Below are 21,756 nucleotides of genomic sequence, written 5' to 3' on the forward strand. Positions count from 1 at the left end.
GGTACGGGGGCGCGGTCGGAAGGACGGGCGGCGGCAGGGCAGGGCAGGGCAGGGCAGGGCAGGTTCTGCTCGGGCAGGGGCCGAGCCGGGGCGTCCCGGGTAGGGGTCGGGCGCGAACGGGTGGGCCGCGCCGGCGTGCCGGGGGGCGCGGGCCCGGCACGCTGCGGAACGGGCGCCCTACTGGCGTGCGCGCACGGCGGCGGCGATGCCGACCGGGGTCGGGACGTCGAAGAAGACGTCGAAGTCCAGCTCCACGCCGAGCGCGTCACGGATCCGGGCGGCGATCTGGATCACCGTCAGCGAATGCCCGCCGAGGTCGAACAGGTCGTCCTCGGGGCCGACGTCGGGCAGGTTCAGCACCTCGGCCCAGATCCGGCGGACCGCTCCGGTCGTCGCGTCGCCTGCGTCGGCGGTGTCGGTGGCATCGGCCCGTGGCACCGGGGTCTCGCGGGGCGGTACCGGCAGGGCCCGCCGGTCCAACTTGCCGTTCGGGGTGAGCGGCAGGCGCTCCACGGTGAGCCAGCGCTGCGGTGCCATCGCGGCCGGCAGCGTGCGCATCAGGTGGTCGCGCAGGTCTGCCGGGGCGGGCGACGGGGCGCCGGCGGCCGGGACCAGATAGCCGGCGAGGAAGGGCTCCCCGTCCTCCTCGGTGTGGACGGCAACGGCGGCCTGGGCGAGCGCGGGGTGCTCCAGGAGGGCGGACTCGATCTCGCCGAGTTCGATCCGGTGGCCGCGGATCTTGACCTGGTCGTCGATCCGGCCGAGGAAATCGAGTTCGCCGTCGGGCGTCCACACGGCGCGGTCCCCGGTGCGGTAGAGCCGGGCGCCGGGCGGGCCGAACGGGCTCTGTACGAAGCGTTCGGCGGTGAGTTCGGGCCGGCCGAGGTAGCCGTGGGCTACGCCGTCCCCACCGATCAGCAGCTCGCCGGGGATGCCGAGCGGGGTGGGGTTCAGCTGCTCGTCGACCACGTAGGTCCGGGTGTTGGCGATCGGGCGGCCGATCCTGACCTGCTCCGGCTCGGCGGGGAGTTCGGCGCAGGTGGACCAGATGGTGGTCTCGGTCGGCCCGTACACGTTGAACAGCCGGGCGGTGCGCGCCCGCAGTTCGCGGGCGAGCGGCAGCGGCAGTGCCTCGCCGCCGGCCAGGCCCGTGACGGTGGTGAGCGCGTCGGCGCCGTTCCCGGCCGTGAGCATCACCCGCCATCCGGAGGGGGTGGCCTGGACGTGGGTGACGCCCTCGGCGGCGATCAGCGCGAGCAGGCCCGGGCCGTCCACGGCGAGGCCGTCCGGGGCCAGGACCAGGCGGCCGCCGGTGATGAGCGGCAGGTAGAGCTCCAGCGCGGAGATGTCGAACGAGAGCGAGGTCAAGCCGAGCCAGGCGTGCTGCGGGCCGGAGCCGAGCCGGTCGGCGAAGGAGGTGAGCAGGTTGACCAGCGCCCGGTGGCCGACGGAAACCCCCTTGGGGCGGCCCGTGGAGCCGGAGGTGTAGAGGACGTACGCCACGTCGTCCGGACCGGGGTCGGAGTCGGCGCCGGCGTCCGTGGTGGCCTCGGCCGGGTCCTGCGCCGACGGCGCGGGGATCCGTAGGACCGCGGGCGCGGCTGCGGCGACCTCGGGCGAAGGCTCGCGGTCCGCGAGCACCAGAACGGCTCCGGAGTCGCGCAGCACGAGGGCGAGGCGCTCGGCCGGATAGCCGGGGTCCAGCGGCAGGTAGGCCGCGCCGGTGGCGAGGACGGCGAGCAGCGCGGCGGGCAGGTCCGCGGTGCGGTCCAGGTGGAGGGCGACCAGGTCGCCGGGCCGGACGCCGGCGGCGCGCAGTGCTGCGGCCAACTGGTCGGTACGGAGAATGAGTTCGCGGTAGCCGAGATGGCGGCCGGCCGTGCTGACCGCGATCGCCTCGGGGGTGGCGGCGGCCTGGGCGCGGACCAGGTCGAGCACGGTCCGGTCGGCCGGATAGGGCCGGTCGGTGGCGTTCGGCACGGTGGTGACGGCCCGGAGCTCGGCGGCGTCCAGCAGCGGCAGGTCCAGCAGTCGGGCCTCGGGCGCGGCGACCGCCCCGGCGAGCAGGGTGCCGTAGTGGCCGGCGATCCGGCGGGCGGTGTCCGGGGAGAGCACGGCCGGGTCGTACTGGAGGCTGAAGTCGATGCCGCCGCTCAGGGGGCCGTGGCCGGCGGGGGTTTCGACGACCTGGAGGTGGAGGGTGTTGCGGGCGGTGCGGTTGTGCACCGCCCAGGCGATCCGGGCGCCGGTGCCGGCGAAGTCCGGGTCCGGGCCGCGCCGTCGGTAGCCGAGCGAGACCGCGGTCAGGCCGACGCGGGGGCCCAGTCCGGCGACGGCACTGCCGAAGGGCACGCGGCGGTACGGGTAGCCGGCCCGCAGCTCGGCCCGCACGGCGGAGGCGAAGGCGGCGAAGGTCTCCGATGCGCCGGCCGCGGGCGTGTGGACGGGCAGCTCGTTGACGAACAACCCTATTTCATCGGCGAGTTCGGGCGTCCGGGTGGAGAGCGGGACGGACACCGGCACCGCTTCGCCGCCGTAGCGGCGCAGCAGCCCGTGCAGGGCCGCGAGCAGGAACTCGAAGACGGTGGTGCCGGCGAGGGCGGCCGCAGTGGCCAACTCCCGGGCCTCGGGGCCGTCGAGGCGCCACTGGACCTCCTCACCGGCCCCGGTCCCGGTCGGCGTGCGCGGGGCTCCGGGCAGTACCGGGTCGGTGGCGGCGGCCCAACGCGGCCCGTACCACTCGGCAGCCCTCCGTACGGTGTCCGGATCCGCCGTCGAGGCTCCCGGTGTGGCCGGTGTGGCCGGTGCGGTGGGCGCAGGCAGGAGCGCCGAGCCGTACGCGGCCGCGAGGTCCCGGGTCAGGACGTCCTTGGAGTTGCCGTCGAAGACCGCGTGGTGGACGGTGACCAGCAGTTCGGCGCTGCCGTCGGCGCGCCGGTGCAGGGTGAAGCGGCTGAGCGGGCCGGTCTCCAGGGAGAACGGGCGGGCGGCCTCCTCCTCCAGCCGCTTCTCCACGTCGGACTCGTCCGCGGGCGCTGCGAGCTGCACCAGTTCGGGCCGCTGCGCCGCGGCTTCCTGCCAGACCCGGCCGTCGCGTTCCACCAGCCGCGCGGCAAGGGCCGGGTGGCGCCTGGTCACGGCGGTCACCGCGCGGGCCAGCGCCTCCGCGTCGATCCGGTCGAAGGAGATCCGCACCGGCATGTGGAACGCCTCGCGGGCCAGTCCCAGCCGGTCGGTCAGCCAGACGCCCTGCTGGGCCGGCGAGGCCGGTCTGGTGTCGGGCAGGGGGAGTACTTCGGACATCGGCGGCTCACTTAGGACGTCGGAGCAGGGTGGAAGAGCAGCACGCATCGTCGTGCGGACGCGGCACGGGGCGCGGAGTACCGCACGTCAGGGCTTCAGAGGTCAACGGCAGGCTGCGGCGAACGGGTTCGGTGACGGCTCCGGCCACCGTGTGACGTCCGGTCCTCCCCCGGGGACCGGCCGATGGCCGTGAGTGGTCGGGACCGCCGGAAATCCGAGGATCGCCGGAGGTGTCTGACAGCTCGGGCCCCCACCCGATGAAGACAATTGGTCCAGACCTGTCGAGAGATTCGCACAACGCCCAAGTACCGTCAAGAGCCGTCCATGGCCCGGAATCAACCACCATGTACGGGCCGAGCTCCACCGACGTCCACCCAAAGTCCGCAGGTGCGCCCATCCCTGACAGTTCATCAACCCCCAAGCGCCCGGCGGCAGATCGGCCGCGGGGCGGGGGTCGGTCGTTGCGCGGGGCGTTGCGACTGCCATGGGTGGCACGTCCCGGCGGGGGAGCGGACGCCCTCGCTCCGCCGACCGGGCTGCGGGCCCGGCGTTGGCGATACCTCCCTGAAACCCGCTGATCCCTAGCGTGGGATCAAGAGTCCCGGCTTCGTCTGCGCCCGTCGCCGGCGGAGCCGACAGGAACCTCCACGAGGGACGGAGATTGACATGCACGGTGCCCCTGGCCACGGTCGCCCGCACAGCACGAGCACGCGTCGGCCGAGGCGGCCCCGGGCGCCGCTGGCCTCCGCGGCCGGGGTGGCGGCCGTCTTGCTGTTCGCCGGCGCGTGCGGCGGAGCCGACGGTGATGACGGCGGCTCCGCCGCTCCGGGCGCCTCGAAGCCGGCCGCCGGCGACAAGAAGAGCACGCTCGCGTATGCGAAGTGCATGCGCGAGAACGGGGTCGCCTCCTTCCCGGATCCCAACGCCCGGGGCCTGCTCGACATCGACGGTTCCGTCGACATGAAGTCCCCGCAGGCCCAGGCCGCGGACAAGAAGTGCAAGGAGCTCCTGCCCGCGGTCAACGCCACCCCGCCCGCCGGGGTGCAGGAGGCTTCGCTGGCGTACTCCGCGTGCATGCGGGAGAACGGAGTCCCCAAGTTCCCCGACCCCAATGCCGAGGGCGGGCTCGACCTCAACGGCGACACGCTCGGTGTCGACCCGCAGGGCCCGGTCTTCAAGGCGGCCGACAAGACCTGCCAGCCGATCCTGGAGAAGGTCGCCGGCGGCCCCAAGGAGTTCCGGTCCGGGGGCCGGGGCCCGCGCCGCGGTAACCGGCCCGGGGGGTGCCGCGGCCGCGGCGTTCGCCGAGCTCCGTTCGGTGGTCACCTTCGAGCTCCGTTCGCGGTCAGCGGGCCGACGAGGGAAGTCTGCTCCGGGCGGGCGGTGCGTGCTCGTTCGTCCCGGGGATCTCTTCCTGGGGCTCGGGGCGGTGGCCCTGCTCGTCGGAGGCATCGGCGTGGCGAACACCATGGTCATCTCCGTGCTCGAACGCCGCTCCGAGATCGGCCTGCGGCGGGCCCTCGGCGCGACCAAGGGCCACATCCGTCTGCAGTTCCTGTCCGAGGCGGTCCTGCTCGCCGCACTCGGCGGCACGGCCGGAGTGGCGCTGGGCGCCCTCGCCACCGCCGTCTACGCCGACGTCAAGGGCTGGGCGACCGTCGTCCCGGTCCTTGCCTGGGGAGGCGGCCTCTGCGCGGCCGTCGCGATCGGCGCGGTCGCCGGGCTGCTCCCCGCACGGCGCGCGGCCCGGATGCAGCCCACCGAAGCCCTGCGCACCGCCTAGGAACCGCCCGGAGCCCGGCCGTGGGCGGCGAATGAGTATCCGTACTCATGGTGTGAGCACGGCGGCGCCACCACGATGGGTGGCCTGGTTGGACGTTCACCGAGGGGGCGGCGGGCATGGACGTGACGGTGGAGGAGCAGGGCGGCGGGGGCGGCGGCGGGGTGGGGCGTGCCGGCGGCCACGAAGCGCTCCGGCCGTTGGTCCGGCCCGCCGGCGTGGGCGCGCTGCTGGGCGGCCTGTGCATCCTGGTGGCCTTGCTGCCCTGGGACTTCGATGACTTCTGCCGGAGCGAGGGCTGGGGGTGCCTGGGGTACTTCCTCGTGCTGATGGCGGCCGCACCCGTCGTCGCGACCCTGCTCGGGTGGGTGGTGTTGCGGGTGGCCGGCGTCCGTCCTGCCTGGCGGGTTGCCGGAGTGGGCGGGGTGCTGGGCGTGCTGGCAGCAGTCCTGTCCGCGCGGGCGGGCGCCTCGGGCCCGTGGTTCCTGTTCACCGCTCCGCTCCTGCTGGCCGCGGCGTACGCGGCTGCGGCCGCCGTCGCCCTTCCCGGTGTCGGCTCCCTCAGGCGCTGGGGGGTGCTTGCGGGGATCCTCGTCCTGCTGTGGCCGTTGACGGGTGTGCTCGGCGATCGGCAGATGTCGCAGTACCAGGAGCAGCGACTTGCCGCCTCCCAGGTCCCGTTGCTGGCTCCCGACCTGGACGGCTACCGCGTGCACTTCGCGGAGGCCGACACGTTCGGCGGCACCTTCGGGTACCTGATCCTGCCGTCCTCGGTTTCCGCCGGCGCCGCCGACCGCGAGGCGCGCGGCATCCGGGTGACCGTCGGACCGCAGCTGCCGGGCTTCGCGCCTCCGGACGCGTGCGAGGTCAAGGCCGCGAGCACGCAGCGCGACACGAGCCCCTGCGAACAAGTGGCCCCCGACACCTGGCGCTCGCCCACGTACGACTCCGTCCGGTACATCGCACGACGCCAGGGCGCCATCGTGGTCCTCACCGGAGGGGGCCCCACGGTTTCCGACGACGACCTGCGCGCGATGACCCGCTCCCTCGTGGTCCGCAAGACCGCCTTCTTCCTCGACGAGTGAGCCCCGCCGCTCCCGCATGTGCGATCTCCCTTGACCCCCCGGGCTGGTTCGGCCTAGCGTGATCTGCGACCGTAGAAAGCGCTTTCTATACGGGGCTCCTCCTGCCGGAGCCCTGTCGGTCGACGAGTCGAGCAGCACCCGGAGCACCGAAAGAGAGCGCACACGTGCAGCCACCCCACCCGCCCGTCGCGACGCCGATCACCACGCCGATCACGACGCTGACCACGGACGAGACCGGCTTCCTGCGGAACGGCCGCCCGCACCGGATCGTCTCCGCGGCCATCCACTACTTCCGGGTGCACCCCGACCTCTGGGCCGACCGCCTGCTGCGCCTGCGCGCGATGGGCGTGAACACCATCGAGACCTACGTGGCCTGGAACGTCCACGAGCCCAGACCCGGCACGTTCACCTTCGACGGGCCGAACGACGTGGCGGCCTTCATCCGGACCGCCGGCGACCTGGGGCTCGACGTCATCGTCCGGCCCGGCCCCTACATCTGCGCCGAATGGGACTTCGGCGGACTGCCCGGCTGGCTGCTGGCCGACCGCACGATCCGGATCCGCCGCCGCGACCCCGCCTACCTGGCGGCGGTCGACGCGTGGTTCGACATCCTGGCCCCCGTACTGGTCCCCCTGCTCGGCAGCCGGGGCGGGCCGGTGGTGGCGGTGGGCGTCGAGAACGAGTACGGCAGCTTCGGCAACGACACCGGCTACCTGGAACACCTCCGCGACGGCCTGGTCCGACGGGGCCTGGACTGCCTGCTGTTCACCACCGACGGGGCCGACCACGGGTTCCAGCTCGGCGGCCGCATCCCCGGCGTCCTGACCACCGGAACCTTCGGCTCGCGCCCCGAGAGCTCGCTCGCGACCCTGCGCACGTACCAGCCGGAAGGCCCGCTGGTCTGTGTGGAGTACTGGCACGGCTGGTTCGACCACTGGGGCGAGCCGCACCACACGCGCGACCCGCAGGACGCCGCCGCCACCCTGGACAGCCTGCTCGCCGCGGGCGCCTCGGTGAACATCTACATGGGGCACGGCGGCACCAACTTCGGCTGGTGGAACGGCGCCAACCACGACGGCGCCACCTACCAGCCCGACGTGACGAGCTACGACTACGACGCCCCCGTCGGCGAGGCCGGCGAACTCACCCGGAAGTTCCACCTCTTCCGCGAGGTCATCGGCCGTCACACCGCCCCCGTCACCCACGAACCCCCCGCCCTGCCCCCGCGGGTGGTTCCCAGGCTGCTCACCGTGGACGAACACGTCTCGCTGGCCGACTCCCTGGACGCACTCTCCAAGCCCGTGCACCACGTCGAGCCGCTGACCATGGAGGAAGCGGGCCAGTCCCTGGGCCTGATCCACTACCGGACCCGGCTACGGGGACCCCTGCCCGAGGCGGCGCTGCGCATCGACGGGCTGGCCGACCGCGCCCAGGTCTTCCTGGACGGACGGGAGATCGGGCTGCTGGAACGCGACGAGCCGCTCGCAGCACTGACCGTCGCCGTACCCGACGGGGGAGCGGAGCTCGACATCCTCGTGGAGAACCAGGGGCGCATCAACTACGGCCCCCTGCTGGCCGATCGCAAGGGCATCCGCGACGGGGTCAGGCTGGACAACCAGTACCAGTTCGGCTGGGAGATCAGGCCGCTGCCCCTCGACGACCTGTCAGGGCTCGAGTTCGGCTCCGGTGCGCTCCCGGACGGCCCCTCCTTCCACCGGGTCACCGTCGAACTGGACGCCCCGGCCGACGCGTTCATCGCCCTCCCCGGGTGGACCAAGGGCATGGTCTGGCTGAACGGCTTCGCCCTGGGCAGGTTCTGGGAGCGCGGACCGCAGAAGACCCTGTACGCACCGGGTCCCCTCTGGCGTGCGGGCGGGAACACCCTGGTGATCCTCGAGCTCCACCGGCCCGGGGCCACCGTCGAACTCCGCGACGCACCGGACCTCGGCACGGAGGCGCCCGCGCCCATCCCCGTCTGGTAGCCGCGCCCGGCGCCGCGCCGGCCCGTCAGGGCCGGACGGGCCACGGAGCGCGGGCGTGCGGCCGCGTCGCCGCCGGAGCCGGGACGGCCCCTGCCATCGTGGGCCACCGCGTCCGTCTTCCCCGGGAGGTACCTCCGTGTCCCGACGCCCGCACGGCCACTCCGGTCGGCTCCGTCCCTCGCTGCGCCTGGCCGCCGCCACCGCCGCGTGCGGCGCCCTGCTCGCCGTCTCCGTGCAGCCCGCACAGGCCGGAGCCGACCGGAACCCGCCCCCCGGGGCCGCCCTCCACCAGGAACTGCGGGAGCTGGTGGAGCGGCCCGACGGTCCCCCCGGGGTCATCGCCGTCCTGCGCGACGGCGACCGTACGGAGGTCTACCGGGCCGGCGTGGCCGACGTGGAGAGCGGCCGGCCGCCGCGGGCGACGGACCACATGCGGATCGCCAGCGTGGCCAAGGCCTTCAGTGGAGCGGTGGCCCTCGGGCTCGTCGACCGCGGCCGGCTGCATCTCGACGACACGATCGGTGAGGTGCTGCCGGAGCAGCCGGCCGCGTGGCACGCGGTGACGCTCCGCCAACTCCTCAATCACACCAGTGGGTTGCCCGACTACTCGAACTCCCAGGGGTTCATCGACATCATCTCCGAGGACCCCCGCCACCGCTTCGACTCCCGCCGCCTGCTGGAGTTCGTCGCCGACGAGGACCTCGCCTTCGCCCCGGGCAGCCGCTACGCGTACTCCAACTCCGACAACATCGCCGTCGCCCTCATGGCCGAGGCCGCCAGCGGACGCCGGTACGAGACGCTGCTGCGCGAGCTCGTCTACGAACCCCTGGGCCTGCGGGCCACGAGCCTGCCCCAGGGATACCGGCTGCCCACCCCCTTCCTCCACGGCTACCAGATCGATCCGCAGGAGGGGCCCATCGACGTCAGCGAGGCCGTGGGCGCCTCCGGGGCCTGGGCGTCCGGAGGCATCGTCTCGACGCCGAAGGACCTGACCGCCTTCATCCGGGGCTACGCGGGCGGCGCCCTCGTCTCGGAGCGCACCCGGCGCCAGCAGTTCAAGTTCATCCCCGGCGCCCTGTCCCAGCCCCCCGGCCCCGGCCGCTCCGAAGCGGGCCTGGCGATCTTCCGCTACACCACGCGCTGCGGAACGGTGTACGGCCACACCGGCAACACGGCCGGCTACACGCAGCTCGCGGCCGCCACGGCGGACGGCCGCCGCTCGCTGACCTTCTCGATCACCGCGCAGACCTCCCTGACCAGCAACCCCGACCTGCTCGAACAGGTCCGGGAGGTCCAGGAGGACTTCGTCTGCGCCCTGCTGCGCAAGTGACCCGGCGCCCGCACCCGCGCGGTTCCCGCGGGTGCGGGCCCCACTTCCATGGGGGAAGCTGGGAAGACGCCGGTGGTGCCGGCGGTGCGCAGAGTGGCAAGAAAGGTCTGCCGTGAACGTTTCCGCAGGTGGCCGCCCCGCACGCGCATCCCGGCGCACGGTGCGGACGGCGAGCTTGCTGTGCACGGTGGCGGCGCTGACGGCCGCCGTGCTCCCGGCCTCCTCGGCCTCCTCCGCACACACCACCGGCGCCGCCGCGTCGTCGGCCCGCACACCGGATCCACAGGATCCCGTCGTGATCGTCGACTGCTTCTCGCAGGCGCAGACGCGCCCCGCGGAGTACATCCTCGCCTGCGGCGACGGGAACAACAGGCTCGTCGACCTCCGCTGGGACAGCTGGGGGCCGGGCAGCGCCACGGCCACCGGCACCGACATGGTGAACGACTGCCGCCCATACTGCGCGGCCGGGCGCTTCCGCGCCTACCCGGTCACGGTCACCCTGAGCCATCCGCAGGCCTGGCCCGAACACCCCGACCTCCGCCGCTTCACCACGATCCGGCTCCTCTACACCGACACCGCACCGGACCCCGTCCCCAAGGACGTGACCTACAAACTGGTGTACTGACGCGAGCCCCCAGCTCCCCACGGGATACGGTCGGCCCCATGGACCTTGATCGACAAGGGTGGCGCCGGTGCCTGCTGAGCGGCGCGGTGTTCGTCGTCTGCATGGCCGGCACCACGCTGCCCACCCCTCTCTACGGGCTCTACCAGGAGAAGTTCGGATTCTCCGCGCTGATGGTGACCGTGGTGTACGCCGTGTACGCCTTCGGGGTGATCGGCGTACTGCTGCTGGCGGGCAATGCCTCGGACACCGTGGGCCGGCGGCCGGTGCTGCTGGCGGGACTGGGCTTCGCCGCGGCGAGCGCCGTCTGCTTCCTGTGCGCCGACGGGATGCCCTGGCTGTACGCGGGACGGCTGCTGTCCGGTCTGTCCGCCGGCCTGTTCACCGGGGCCGCCACGGCGTACGTGATGGAGCTGGCACCGCCCGGCGGCGCCTCGCGGGCCACGTTCGTCGCGACGGCCGCCAACATGGGCGGACTGGGCTGCGGTCCGCTGCTCGCCGGAATCCTGGCGCAGTACGCCCCCTGGCCGCTGTACCTCCCCTTCGTGGTGCACCTCGCGCTCGTGGCGGCCGCGGCCGTGGTCCTGCTGCGGCTTCCGGAGACGGTGCGCGAGCGGCGGCCGCTGAGCACCGTACGACCGCAGAAGCCCGCCCTGCCCCCGCAGGTGAGGGCGGTGTTCGGGCCGGCCGCGATCGCCGCGTTCGTGGGCTTCGCCCTCTTCGGGGTGTTCACCTCCGTCAGCCCGGCCTTCCTCGCGGAGTCCCTGGACGTGCACAACCGGGCCGTGAGCGGGCTGGTGGTCGCACTGGCCTTCTTCGCCTCCACCGCCGGTCAGCTGGCCGTCGGCCGCATCGGGGTGGAGCGCTCGCTGCCGCTGGGGTGCGCCGTACTCCTCGCCGGGCTGGCGCTGCTCGCCGGCGCACTGTGGTGGGACCTGCTGGCGCTGGTGGTGCTGAGCGCCCTGGTCAGCGGAGTCGGGCAGGGGCTCGCCTTCCGCGGGGCACTGTCCGCCGTGGCCGGAGCGTCTCCCGCGGACCAGCGGGCAGCCGTGATCTCCACCCTGTTCCTGGTGGCGTACACGGGCATCTCGCTGCCCGTGATCGGAGTGGGCGTACTGGAGGGCCCCCTCGGCCTGGAGGGCGCGGGACTGGTGTTCATCGCCTGCATGGCGGTGCTCGTCCTGGGCGCGGCCGGCTACCTGCTCAGGCGACCGGCGCGGGCGGACGCGAACTGAGTCCGCGGGACCGCCCGGCCGCCCGGCGGCGCGCGGGCCGCCGAGGATTCACGCGCTGCCGGCGGCCGTGGGGTACGCCACCTCGGCGAGGGTGTCCGGAACCGGAACCCGAACTGGATCCGGAACCGGATCCGAAACCGGGACCGGAACCGCCCACTGGCGGTCCTGTTCGAAGGTGCGGAGCAGGTCCGCCGCGACGCTCACCGCGATCGTGGCGGGCTCCTTGCCCGTGATCTCGCTCAGTCCGATCGGAGTCGTGATCCGGTCGATGGTGCCGGCGTCGTGACCGCCCTCGGTGGCCAGGCGCTGCCGGAACCGCGCCCACTTCGCGGACGAGCCGATCAGACCGATCGAGCCGAGACCGGGGGTGCGCAGGGCGGCGTCGCACAGCGCGGCGTCCTCGGCGTGATCGTGCGTCATGATCAGGACGTGGGTGCCGGGCGGCAGCTCCCCGAGCACCGTCTCCGGCAGCAGCGGGGTGTGGTGCACGTGGACCTGCGCCACCGCGTCCGAGAGCACACCGAGCCGCTCCTCCGTCAGCATGTCGGGGCGGCTGTCGACGAGGTGCAGGTCGAGGTCCTGGCGGGCCAGGATGCGCGCCAGTTCCAGCCCGACGTGCCCGACGCCGAAGACGGCCACCGCCTGGACCACCGGCAGCGGTTCGAGCAGCACGCTGACGGCTCCGCCGCAGCACTGCACGCCGTGCCGGCTGGTGACCTTGTCGTTCAGCGCGAACTCCATCAGCTCCGGCTCCGGATCGGCCGCGCCGCTCAGCTCGCGCGCCCGGTCGATGGCGACGGCCTCGATGTTGCCCCCGCCGATCGACCCCCAGGTCTCGGTCCGTCCCACGACGAGCTTGGCACCGGCCCGGCGCGGCGCGTGGCCGCGCACGGTCGCCACGGTCACGAGCACGCCGGCTTCCCGGCGTGCCCGCAACCGCGCGACCGCGGCGACCCAGCTCATGTCAGACATTGCTCAAAGCGCTTGCATCGGCACCGGCGAGGATCCCGCCGTCGTCGGACGCCCGCCCCTCGAGCGGCGTCGCACCGCCCCGGCGGGCTCCCTCGATCGCCCAGTACACCGCCTCGGGCGTGGCCGGCGAGGCCAGCTCCACGCTGATTCCGGCGGGCCCGAACTCCGCGGCCGCCTGGCGCAAGGCCTCGCGCACCGAGAAGGCCAGCATCAGCGGGGGCTCACCGACCGCCTTGGACCCGTAGACGGCGCCCTCCTCGGTGGCGTTCTCCATCAGCCTGACGTTGAACTCCTCGGGCATCTCCGAGAAGCTCGGCAGCTTGTAGGTGCTCGCGGCCTGGGTCAGCAGGCGGCCGCGGTTCGGGCCGTCCCCGGAGTCCCAGCGCATGTCCTCCAGCGTGAGCCAGCCCGCGCCCTGGACGAAGCCGCCCTCGACCTGACCGATGTCGATCATCGGGGAGAGGCTGTCGCCGACATCGTGGACGATGTCCACCCGCCGGATCCGGTACGCGCCGGTGAAGCCGTCCACTTCCACCTCGGTCGCGGCGGCCCCGTAGGAGAAGTACTTGAACGGCGAGCCGTGGAACGCCTTCGCGTCCCAGTGCAGGCCCTCGGTCCGGTAGAAACCGGCCGCCGAGAGCTGGACCCGCTGGAAGTACGCGGTGCGCACCAGGTCGTCCCAAGCCAGCTCCTTGTCGACGCCCAGGGCGCGTGCGACGCCCTCGACGATGCGCACGTCCGAGGCGTTCGTACCCAGCTGCGTGCCGGCCACCTGGAGCAGCCGCTCGCGGATCTGCTCGCAGGCGTTCTTCACCGCCGCGCCGTTGAGGTCCGCCCCCGCACTCGCGGCGGTCGCCGAGGTGTTGGGCACCTTGTCGGTGCGCGTCGGGGCGAGGCGCACCTTGTGCAGCGGGATGCCCAGCGTGGTCGCGGCCACCTGCAGCATCTTGGTGTGCAGGCCCTGCCCCATCTCGGTGCCGCCGTGGTTGATCAGGACGGAGCCGTCCTTGTAGACCAGCACCAGCGCACCGGCCTGGTTGAAGGCGGTGAGGTTGAAGGAGATGCCGAACTTGATCCCGGTCATCGCGAGCGCCCGCTTGGTGTGCGGGTGCGCGGCGTTGAAGGCCGCGATCTCGCGCCCCCGCTCGGCGAGGGCGGCGTCCTCCCGGACCTGCTGCCAGATGGCGGAGATCCGCTCGGGGTGGGGGACGGGCTGCCCGTACGGCGTCGACTGGCCCTGCCGGTAGAAGTTGCGCTCGCGCAGCTCCATCGGGTCCAGGCCGAGCAGCGGCGCGCACCGGCCCATGATGTCCTCGATCACCAGCATGCCCTGGGGTCCGCCGAAGCCGCGGAAGGCCGTGTTGGAGACCTTGTTGGTCTTGGCGATGCGCCCGGCGATCCGCGCGTTGGGGAGCCAGTAGGTGTTGTCGATGTGGCACAGCGCGCGGGCGGTCACGGGCTCGGAAAGGTCCAGGCTCCAGCCGCCGTCGGCGGTCAGGGTGGCGTCCAGGGCCTGGATGCGGCCCTCGGCGTCGAAGCCGATCTTCCACGTGGCGTGGAACCCGTGGCGCTTGCCGGACATGGTCAGGTCCTGGGTCCGGTTCAGCCGTACCCGGACCGGCCGGCCGGTGAGCTTGGCGCCGAGCGCGGCGATGGCCGCGAACCCGTGCGGCTGCATCTCCTTGCCGCCGAAGCCGCCGCCCATCCGCAGGCACTGCACGGTCACCTCGTGGCTGTGCAGGCCGAGTACGTGGGCGACGATCTCCTGGGTTTCCGAGGGGTGCTGGGTGCTGCTCTGGATGAACATCTGCCCGTTCTCGTCGAGGAGAGCGAGCGCCGCGTGCGTTTCCAGATAGAAGTGTTCCTGGTCGGAGAACTGGAACTCGCCGGTGAACACGTGCGCGGAGTCCTCGAAGCCGGCGTCCACGTCGCCGGTCACCATCAGGGGCCGGGCGCCGTGGAAGCTCTCGGTCTCGATCGCCTCCCGCAAGGTGATCACGGAGGGCTTCTCGTCGAGCTCCACCTCGACGGCCGCCGCACCGAGCCGGGCCGCCTCCACGGTCTCGCCCAGGACCCAGGCCACCGCGTGGCCGTGGAACATGACCGTGTCGGGGAACAGCGGCTCGTCGTGCTTCATCCCCGCGTCGTTGACGCCGGGCACGTCGGCCGCGGTCAGTACGCGGACCACCCCGGGCACGGCGAGCGCCGGCTCGGTGCGCAGCGCCGTGATCGTGCCGTGGGCCTTCATGACCTGGACGGGGTAGGCGTGCAGGACGTCCTTGGTGCGGTGGACCAGGTCGTCGGTGTAGAGCGCCGCACCGGTGACGTGCAGGTTCGCGCTCTCGTGCGGCATCGACAGACCGACGACGGGCTTTTCGGGACGCTCGGACAACTGGCTCATGACGACACCGCCTCGGTGGTTTGCGCGTACAGCTTGTTCAGGCTCTGGCCGAGCATCGCGGAGCGGTAGAGGGCGCTGGCGCGGTGGTCGTCCATCGGGGTGCCCTCGGCCCGCAGGACCCGGGCCGCGGCCTCGGCGGTCTCCGCAGTCCAGGCCCTGCCCTCCAGGGCCGCCTCGGTGGAGAGGGCGCGGATCGGGGTGGCGGCCACGCCGCCCAGGCCGATGCGCGCCTTGCGGACGATCCCGTCCTCGATGTCGAGCGCGAAGGCGACCGCCACGCTGGAGATGTCGTCGAAGCGCCGCTTGGCGATCTTGTGGAAGGCCGTGACGGGCGACAGCGGCAGCGGGATGCGCACCGCCCGGATCAGCTCGCCGGGACGGCGCACGCTCTGCCGGTAGCCGGTGAAGTAGTCCGCCAGGGGGACCTCGCGCTCGCCGTCGGCGCCCGCCAGCAGCAGCGAGGCCTCCAGCGCGAGCAGCACCGGCGGGCTGTCACCGATGGGGGAGCCGGTACCCAGGTTCCCGCCGAGGGTCGCACTGTTGCGGATGAGCCGGGACGCGAACTGGGGGAACAGCTCGGCCAGGAGCGGGACGCTGCCGTCGAGACGGCGTTCGATCTCGGTGAGCGTCTGAGCCGCTCCGATCTCGATGTGGTCGGACTCGACGCGCAGCTCCCGCAGTTCGGGCAGCCGGTCGACCGCGACCACGCAACTCGCGCGACGGGAGCGGATGTTCACCTCCACGCCCCAGTCGGTGCTGCCGGCGACGACCACCGCATCGGGCCGCTCGCCCAGCAGTCGCACCGTCTCCGCGAGGGTGCCGGGGCGGATGAACGCGCTGTCGTCCCGGGTGTATTCGGTGGCGACGGCTTCGGGCGGCGACTGCTCGCGACGCTGCGCGAGTACGTCGTCCTCGGCGGGCGAACCGACGGCGAACGCGGCATCGCGGATGGGGCGGTAGCCGGTGCAGCGGCACAGGTTTCCGCTCAGCGCGTGCAGATCGAAACCGTTCGGACCGTGCTCGGAGTCGGTGCCGCCGACGGAATCCACGGCCGGTTCGGCGTGTGCGCAGCGGTCGGGCCGGTAGTACTCGGAGGCCATGCTGCAGATGAACCCCGGTGTGCAGTAACCGCATTGGGAGCCGCCGCGGACGGCCATCTCCTCCTGCACGGGGTGCAGCGCGGTGGCCGCGCCGGCTTCGTCGACGGTGGCGAGGCCTTCGGAGGTGACGACCTCCTGACCGTCGAGCGCCAGGGCCGGAACCAGGCAGGCGTTGACCGCCACCCAGTCGGTGGGCTTGTGCACGCCCGGCCGGGCCACGAGCACCGAACAGGCGCCGCATTCGCCCTCGGCGCAGCCCTCCTTGGTGCCGGTGAGGCCGCGGTCGCGCAGGAAGTCCAGCACCGTGGTGTGGGCTGCGGCCGGGGCGATCGGTGTTTCTTTCCCGTTGACCGTGATCCGCGCCGCTACCACGGTGCGTCCTCGTTTCGGGGCGCGGTCGATCGGACTGTCCTAGTCGCCATGGCAGGAGCTTTCTCGTTCAGTGGCCGCAGCTCCGTGTCCCGGAGCGCGGCGAATCGGCACGCAAGGAGGCGCCGTAAGTGGTGACAGGGTGAGGGAAAAGTTCCGGGGCCGCGATCGGGCACGCCGGAGGGGTGGCTGTTCAGCAGCCGTGTGCTACGCGACCCGGAGCCCAGGCGGTCTGGTGTGCGAGGCGAAGCGATACGGAGATGGTGGACATCCGGCTTCGCCTCCCTTCCAGTGGCTCTCGAGTTGGTGCGGTCGAAGTTACGTGCCGAAGGTTGATCGGTCAAGCACCATTTGGGATGTTTCCATGAAGGCGGCCGCTCGCGCGGGGTGCTCCTTCGTACGCGCAACCAGTGGCATAGTCGCAGGCAGGGCGGCGACAGGCGGCCGCCGACGACCATGCGGGGGCGGCAAGTGACTGTGGACACAGGGGCGTTCGAGGAGATCACCACCGAGGGGGAACTGCGCGAGCTCCTCGGCGAGCCGAGCGCGGTGGCCCTGGGCAAGGAACGCCGGACCCTCCACGAGCACCACGTGCAGTGGCTCGCACACTCCCCGCTCTGCCTGATCTCCACCTCCGCCGCCGACGGCACCTGCGACGTCTCGCCCAAGGGCGACCCGGCCGGCTTCGCGAAGGTCCTGGACGACACCACCCTCGTGATCCCGGACCGTCCCGGAAACCGCCGTGCGGACGGCTTCCGGAACATCCTCACCAACCCCCACGTCGGTCTGCTCTTCTTGATCCCGGGCCGCGGGGACTCCCTGCGCATCAACGGCCGGGCCCGGCTGCTGCGCGACGCGCCCTTCTTCGACACCCTGACCGTCAAGGGGCACCGCCCCGCCCTCGCCCTCCTCGTCGAGGTCGAACAGGTCTACTTCCACTGCTCCAGGTCCTTCGTGCGCTCCGCGCTGTGGAAGCCGGAGACCTGGAACCCCGAAGCCGCCCCTTCCCGGGCGAGGATCTCCAAGGCCCTGGAGCGCACGCACGAGTCCCTGGAGGCGCTGGAGCGCTACTACGGGCCCTCGTACGACGAGAAGGACATGTACGCCTGACCGACTCGACCGACTCGACCGACTCGACCGACTCGACCGACTCGACCGGCGCGGTCGGCCCGATGGGCGCCTTTACGACGGAGCCCCCTGCCCGGCGAACACCGCGATCGCCGAGCAGGGGGCTTCCTTCACCCCTCCCTGTGGCAGCGAGAGCCGCAAGCAGCCCAGGGAGCGGATGTCCGCAGCCAGTGAATCATCCAAGAGGCAAATCGGCCAGTCGGGCCAGCACCTGCACACGTGCATGCCCTGGTCGCCTTGTAAGTGCCAGGTCGGCACGTCGGCTCCGCCGAGGGCTCCGGCACAACGGTGCGGCGAACGCGCCGGGGCCGTACGGTCCCGGCTGGAAATCGTTGATCCGTCGATCAAACCCCGTGTGGGACAGGATCACCAGAACGAAGCAACGGCAACGTTTTTTCACGGTCGGCCGGGGATCTCCGCCGTTACGGTTCCCCGGGATCTGGACGGACGCCCAGACGTTCGCCTTCCTTTCCACGCTGATGAAGGAGAGCTCGACCGATGACTGTTGACACCAGCCCGGAAGCACAGCTGGATCCGCCCAAGCAATCCAGCCTGGGCACGTCGGCCGCCCGCAACCTTGCCACCACGACCAAGTCCGCCCCGCAGATGCAGGAGATCACCTCCCGCTGGCTGCTGAGGATGCTGCCGTGGGTGGAGACCAAGGGCGGCGCCTACCGGGTGAACCGCCGGCTGAGCTACACCGTCGGTGACGGGAGCATCGAGTTCGTCCAGGACGGTGCCCGCGTCCAGGTGATCCCGCGGGAACTCGGCGAACTGGCCCTGCTGCGCGGCTTCGACGACGAAGAAGTGCTGGTGGCGATCGCCGGCCGTTGCGTCCAGCGCGATTTCCGTGCCGGTGAGGTGCTGGTCGAGCGGGGTGCTCCCGCCGAGCAGATCCACTTGATCGCCCACGGCCGGATCAGCCAGACCTCCGCGGGCAAGTACGGCGACGAGATCTCCGTCGCGGTGCTCGCCGACGGCGACCGGTTCGGCGAGAACGCCCTGCTGGACGCCGACGCCCGGTGGGACTACACCGCCACCGCCGAGACCCCCGGCACCCTCCTCACGCTCTCCCGCGCCGACTTCGCCGGCATCGTGAACTCGGCACCGCACCTCCAGGAGCACATCCAGCGGTTCAGCTCGCTGCCCCTGCAGCGGCAGAACAAGCACGGCGAGGCCGAGATCGCGATGTCGGCCGGCCACACCGGCGAGGCCGAACTGCCCGGCACCTTCGTGGACTACGAATCGAAGCCGCGCGAGTACGAACTCTCCATCGCCCAGACCGTCCTGCGGGTCCACACGAGGGTCGCCGACCTCTACAACGGCCCGATGAACCAGACCGAGGAGCAACTCCGCCTCACCATCGAGGCGTTGCGCGAACGCCAGGAACACGAGCTGGTGAACAACCGGGAGTTCGGCCTGCTCCACAACGCCGCCTTCAAGCAGCGGATCCAGACCCACTCCGGCCCGCCCACCCCGGACGACATGGACGAACTGCTCTGCCGCCGCCGCGGCACCAAGCTCTTCCTCGCCCACCCCCGCACGATCGCGGCGATCGGCCGCGAGATGAACGCCCGCGGGCTCTACCCGGACCACGTGGACGTGGGCGGACAGCAGGTCCCGGCCTGGCGCGGGGTCCCGATCCTGCCGTGCAACAAGATCCCCATCACCAAGGAGAACACCAGCTCGATCCTCGCCATGCGCACCGGCGAGGACAACCAGGGCGTCATCGGACTGCGCCAGACCGGCCTGCCGGAGGAGTACGAGCCGGGCCTGTCGGTCCGCTTCATGGGCATCGACGAGAAGTCGATCATCTCCTACCTGGTCACCACCTACTACTCCGCCGCGATCCTGGTGCCCGACGCCCTCGGCGTCCTGGAGAACGTCCAGATCGCCCGCCGGAGCGACTGACCGGCCCGGCCAGAGGCCCCCGTACGACGACAGCCCGGACCCTCCCGGGCCGGCCGAGCGCGCCCGGGATCCGGGACAGACCACCCACCTCACCAAGGAGTCACGGATGCCCGAGCCCGGGCCTTTCCCTCTGCAGTCGAGCCTGCCCGGCGCCGCTGCCCAGTTCGGGGCCCACGTCCTCGGCAGCGCCCAGACCCACGCGACCGGCGGCCTGCCGAGCGGGCCCGCAGTACCCGGCCGTCCCGCCGTGCCGAGCGGTCCCGCCGTGCCGAGCGGTCCCGCCGTGCCGAGCGGACCCGCAGTACCCGGCCCGGCCGGCCTGCCGGGCCCGCCAACCCTGTCAGCCCTGTCAGCCCCGTCGGCATCCGCTGCCGCGCCCGCCCCGCCCGCCCCCAGCCCCGCCCTGCAACGGATCCTGGGCGGACCCAGCGGCCTGGGCACGGCGGGTCTGCACCCGGCACGCCGGGGGGAGGCGCCCCCCGCACCCGTGGCGGCTGCCGAGCCCGGGGCTCCGGCGGCCGGAAACCCGATCCCGGGCCTCTACCACCACCCGGTGCCGGAGCCCGACCCGGTGCGGGTGGAGGAGGTCAGCCGGCGGATCAAGGCCTGGGCGGTGGACGAGGTCGACCTGTTCCCCGATGCCTGGGAGAACCAGTTCGACGGCTTCCACGTCGGGCGCTACATGGTGGCCTGCCACCCGGACGCTCCCACCATCGAGCACCTGATGGTCGCCACCCGGCTGATGGTCGCCGAGAACGCGGTCGACGACTGCTACTGCGAGGACCACGGCGGCTCGCCCATCGGCCTCGGCGGACGCCTCCTGCTGGCGCACACCGCCATCGACCCCCTCCACACGACGAAGGAGTACGAACCGCAGTGGGCGGCGTCGCTCCAGTCGGACGCGCCCCGGCGCGCCTACGCCTCCGCCATGGAGTACTTCGTCCGGCAGGCCAGCCCCTCGCAGACGGACCGCTACCGGCACGACATGGCCCGGCTGCACCTGGGGTACCTCGCCGAGGCGGCCTGGAGCCAGACGGAGTACGTCCCCGAGGTGTGGGAGTACCTGGCCATGCGGCAGTTCAACAACTTCCGCCCCTGTCCGACCATCACCGACACCGTCGGCGGGTACGAGCTCCCGGCCGATCTGCACGCCCAGACGGCCATGCAACGGGTCATCGCGCTCGCCGGGAACGCCACCACGATCGTCAACGACCTCTACTCCTACACCAAGGAACTCGCCGCCCCCGTACGGCACATGAACCTTCCCGTGGTGATCGCCGACCGGGAGGGGACCTCCGACAAGGAGGGCTACCTGAAGGCGGTCGAGGTCCACAACGACCTCATGCACGCCTTCGAAGCGGAGGCCGCCGCCCTGGCAGCGGCCTGCCCCGTCCCGAGCGTGCTGCGCTTCCTGCGGGGAGTCGCCGTCTGGGTCGACGGCAACCACTACTGGCACCAAACCAATACCTATCGCTACAGCCTGCCCGACTTCTGGTAAAGGACGGACCTATTCGTGACCAGCATTGATCTGACCACCGGCTCCAACGGCACCACCCAGGCCCCCGTGATCATCCCCGGTCCGGCGACCCCCTACCAGGGCGACATCGCCCGCTACTGGAACAACGAAGCCAGGCCCGTGAACCTGCGCCTCGGCGACGTGGACGGCCTGTACCACCACCACTACGGCATCGGCGACGTCGACCACGCCGCCCTCGGTGACGCCGACGACAGCGAGTACGAGAAGAAGCTGGTCGCCGAGCTCCACCGGCTGGAGTCGGCGCAGGCCGAAGTCCTCCTGGACCACCTCGGTCCCATCACCCGCGAGGACACGCTCGTGGACGCCGGCTGCGGCCGCGGCGGTTCGATGGTGATGGCCCACCAGCGCTTCGGAGCCAAGGTCGAGGGCGTCACCCTCTCCGCGAAGCAGGCCGACTTCGCCAACCAGCGCGCCCGCGAGCTCGGCATCGACGACCACGTCCGGGCCCGCGTCTGCAACATGCTCGGCACGCCCTTCGAGACCGGGCAGGCCACGGCCTCCTGGAACAACGAGTCGAGCATGTACGTCGACCTGGACGACCTCTTCGCCGAGCACTCCCGCGTGCTGAAGGTCGGCGGCCGGTACGTGACCATCACCGGCTGCTGGAACCCGCGGTACGGCCAGCCCTCGAAGTGGGTCTCCCAGATCAACGCGCACTTCGAGTGCAACATCCACTCCCGCCGGGAGTACCTGAAGGCCATGGCGGACAACCGCCTCGTACCGCAGGCCGTCATCGACCTGACTCCCGCGACCCTGCCCTACTGGGAGCTGCGGGCCACGTCCTCGCTGGTCACCGGCATCGAGGAGGCGTTCATCGAGTCCTACAAGGACGGTTCCTTCCAGTACGTCCTGATCGCGGCCGACCGTATCTGACCGCATCTGACCGCATCTGACGCACGCCCGTGGGCGGGGACGGTCTGGGGGAGGGGCCGGGGGAGGAGGGAGGGTGTAAAGAGAAGGAGAGGGGTGGTGGGGGGGTTCTCTTCGAGCTCCAGCCAATC

General features: G+C 72.2%; 13 protein-coding genes and 1 pseudogene. 10 read left to right on the forward strand and 4 right to left on the reverse strand.

The window, feature by feature from the left end; genetic code table 11:
• Positions 1 to 177 precede the first annotated feature (177 nt).
• Positions 178 to 3,303 (reverse strand): amino acid adenylation domain-containing protein, encoded by a 3,126-nt coding sequence (locus tag ACFRU2_RS00705; RefSeq protein WP_382966405.1) that lies wholly within the window; start codon positions 3,301 to 3,303, stop codon positions 178 to 180.
• Between the two features lie 1,408 nt (positions 3,304 to 4,711).
• On the opposite strand from ACFRU2_RS00705, the pseudogene ACFRU2_RS00710 reads away from it, so the two are divergent.
• The 6 genes and pseudogenes from ACFRU2_RS00710 to ACFRU2_RS00735 all read left to right on the forward strand — a co-directional run.
• Positions 4,712 to 5,086, forward strand: a pseudogene (locus ACFRU2_RS00710) (ABC transporter permease); the annotation flags it as partial.
• Between the two features lie 116 nt (positions 5,087 to 5,202).
• Complete coding sequence (locus ACFRU2_RS00715; protein ID WP_382966406.1) at positions 5,203 to 6,168, forward strand: hypothetical protein; 966 nt, start codon at positions 5,203 to 5,205, stop codon at positions 6,166 to 6,168.
• 164 nt (positions 6,169 to 6,332) lie between these two features.
• Positions 6,333 to 8,150, forward strand: a complete 1,818-nt coding sequence (locus tag ACFRU2_RS00720) for a beta-galactosidase family protein (protein ID WP_382966407.1) — start codon at positions 6,333 to 6,335, stop codon at positions 8,148 to 8,150.
• Between the two features lie 136 nt (positions 8,151 to 8,286).
• Positions 8,287 to 9,480, forward strand: coding sequence for a serine hydrolase domain-containing protein (locus tag ACFRU2_RS00725; protein WP_382966408.1), 1,194 nt, complete (start codon positions 8,287 to 8,289; stop codon positions 9,478 to 9,480).
• A gap of 112 nt (positions 9,481 to 9,592) precedes the next feature.
• Positions 9,593 to 10,105, forward strand: a complete 513-nt coding sequence (locus tag ACFRU2_RS00730; RefSeq protein ID WP_382966409.1) for a hypothetical protein — start codon at positions 9,593 to 9,595, stop codon at positions 10,103 to 10,105.
• 38 nt (positions 10,106 to 10,143) lie between these two features.
• Positions 10,144 to 11,337, forward strand: coding sequence for an MFS transporter (locus ACFRU2_RS00735; protein WP_382966410.1), 1,194 nt, complete (start codon positions 10,144 to 10,146; stop codon positions 11,335 to 11,337).
• 48 nt (positions 11,338 to 11,385) lie between these two features.
• Here the strand turns inward: ACFRU2_RS00735 and xdhC are convergent, their stop codons facing one another.
• Genes xdhC through ACFRU2_RS00750 form a run of 3 tightly spaced genes read right to left on the reverse strand, consistent with a single transcriptional unit; the run spans position 11,386 to position 16,182 of the window.
• Entirely contained in the window at positions 11,386 to 12,300 is a 915-nt protein-coding gene (gene xdhC / locus ACFRU2_RS00740; protein WP_382967788.1) for a xanthine dehydrogenase accessory protein XdhC, read from the reverse strand.
• A gap of 1 nt (position 12,301) precedes the next feature.
• Entirely contained in the window at positions 12,302 to 14,710 is a 2,409-nt protein-coding gene (gene xdhB / locus ACFRU2_RS00745; RefSeq protein ID WP_382966411.1) for a xanthine dehydrogenase molybdopterin binding subunit, read from the reverse strand.
• Positions 14,707 to 16,182, reverse strand: coding sequence for a xanthine dehydrogenase small subunit (locus ACFRU2_RS00750; RefSeq protein ID WP_382966412.1), 1,476 nt, complete (start codon positions 16,180 to 16,182; stop codon positions 14,707 to 14,709). Before ACFRU2_RS00750 ends, xdhB begins: the two co-directional genes overlap by 4 nt.
• 468 nt (positions 16,183 to 16,650) lie before the next feature.
• On the opposite strand from ACFRU2_RS00750, the gene ACFRU2_RS00755 reads away from it, so the two are divergent.
• The 4 genes from ACFRU2_RS00755 to ACFRU2_RS00770 all read left to right on the forward strand — a co-directional run bounded on the left by ACFRU2_RS00755 (position 16,651) and on the right by ACFRU2_RS00770 (position 21,628).
• Positions 16,651 to 17,289, forward strand: a complete 639-nt coding sequence (locus tag ACFRU2_RS00755) for a pyridoxamine 5'-phosphate oxidase family protein (protein ID WP_382966413.1) — start codon at positions 16,651 to 16,653, stop codon at positions 17,287 to 17,289.
• A 516-nt stretch (positions 17,290 to 17,805) separates the two neighbouring features.
• Positions 17,806 to 19,218 carry a family 2B encapsulin nanocompartment shell protein gene (locus ACFRU2_RS00760; RefSeq protein ID WP_274550927.1) on the forward strand — a complete coding sequence of 471 codons (1,413 nt, stop codon included), beginning with the start codon at positions 17,806 to 17,808 and terminating at the stop codon, positions 19,216 to 19,218.
• 106 nt (positions 19,219 to 19,324) lie between these two features.
• Complete coding sequence (locus ACFRU2_RS00765; RefSeq protein ID WP_382966414.1) at positions 19,325 to 20,716, forward strand: family 2 encapsulin nanocompartment cargo protein terpene cyclase; 1,392 nt, start codon at positions 19,325 to 19,327, stop codon at positions 20,714 to 20,716.
• 15 nt (positions 20,717 to 20,731) lie between these two features.
• Positions 20,732 to 21,628: a geranyl diphosphate 2-C-methyltransferase gene (locus tag ACFRU2_RS00770; RefSeq protein ID WP_382966415.1), complete on the forward strand. Its 897-nt coding sequence runs from the start codon at positions 20,732 to 20,734 to the stop codon at positions 21,626 to 21,628.
• The last annotated feature ends 128 nt before the right edge of the window (positions 21,629 to 21,756 follow it).

It is taken from the genome of Streptomyces sp. NPDC056883 (assembly GCF_042788835.1).
Lineage (GTDB): Bacteria > Actinomycetota > Actinomycetes > Streptomycetales > Streptomycetaceae > Streptomyces > Streptomyces stoeckheimensis.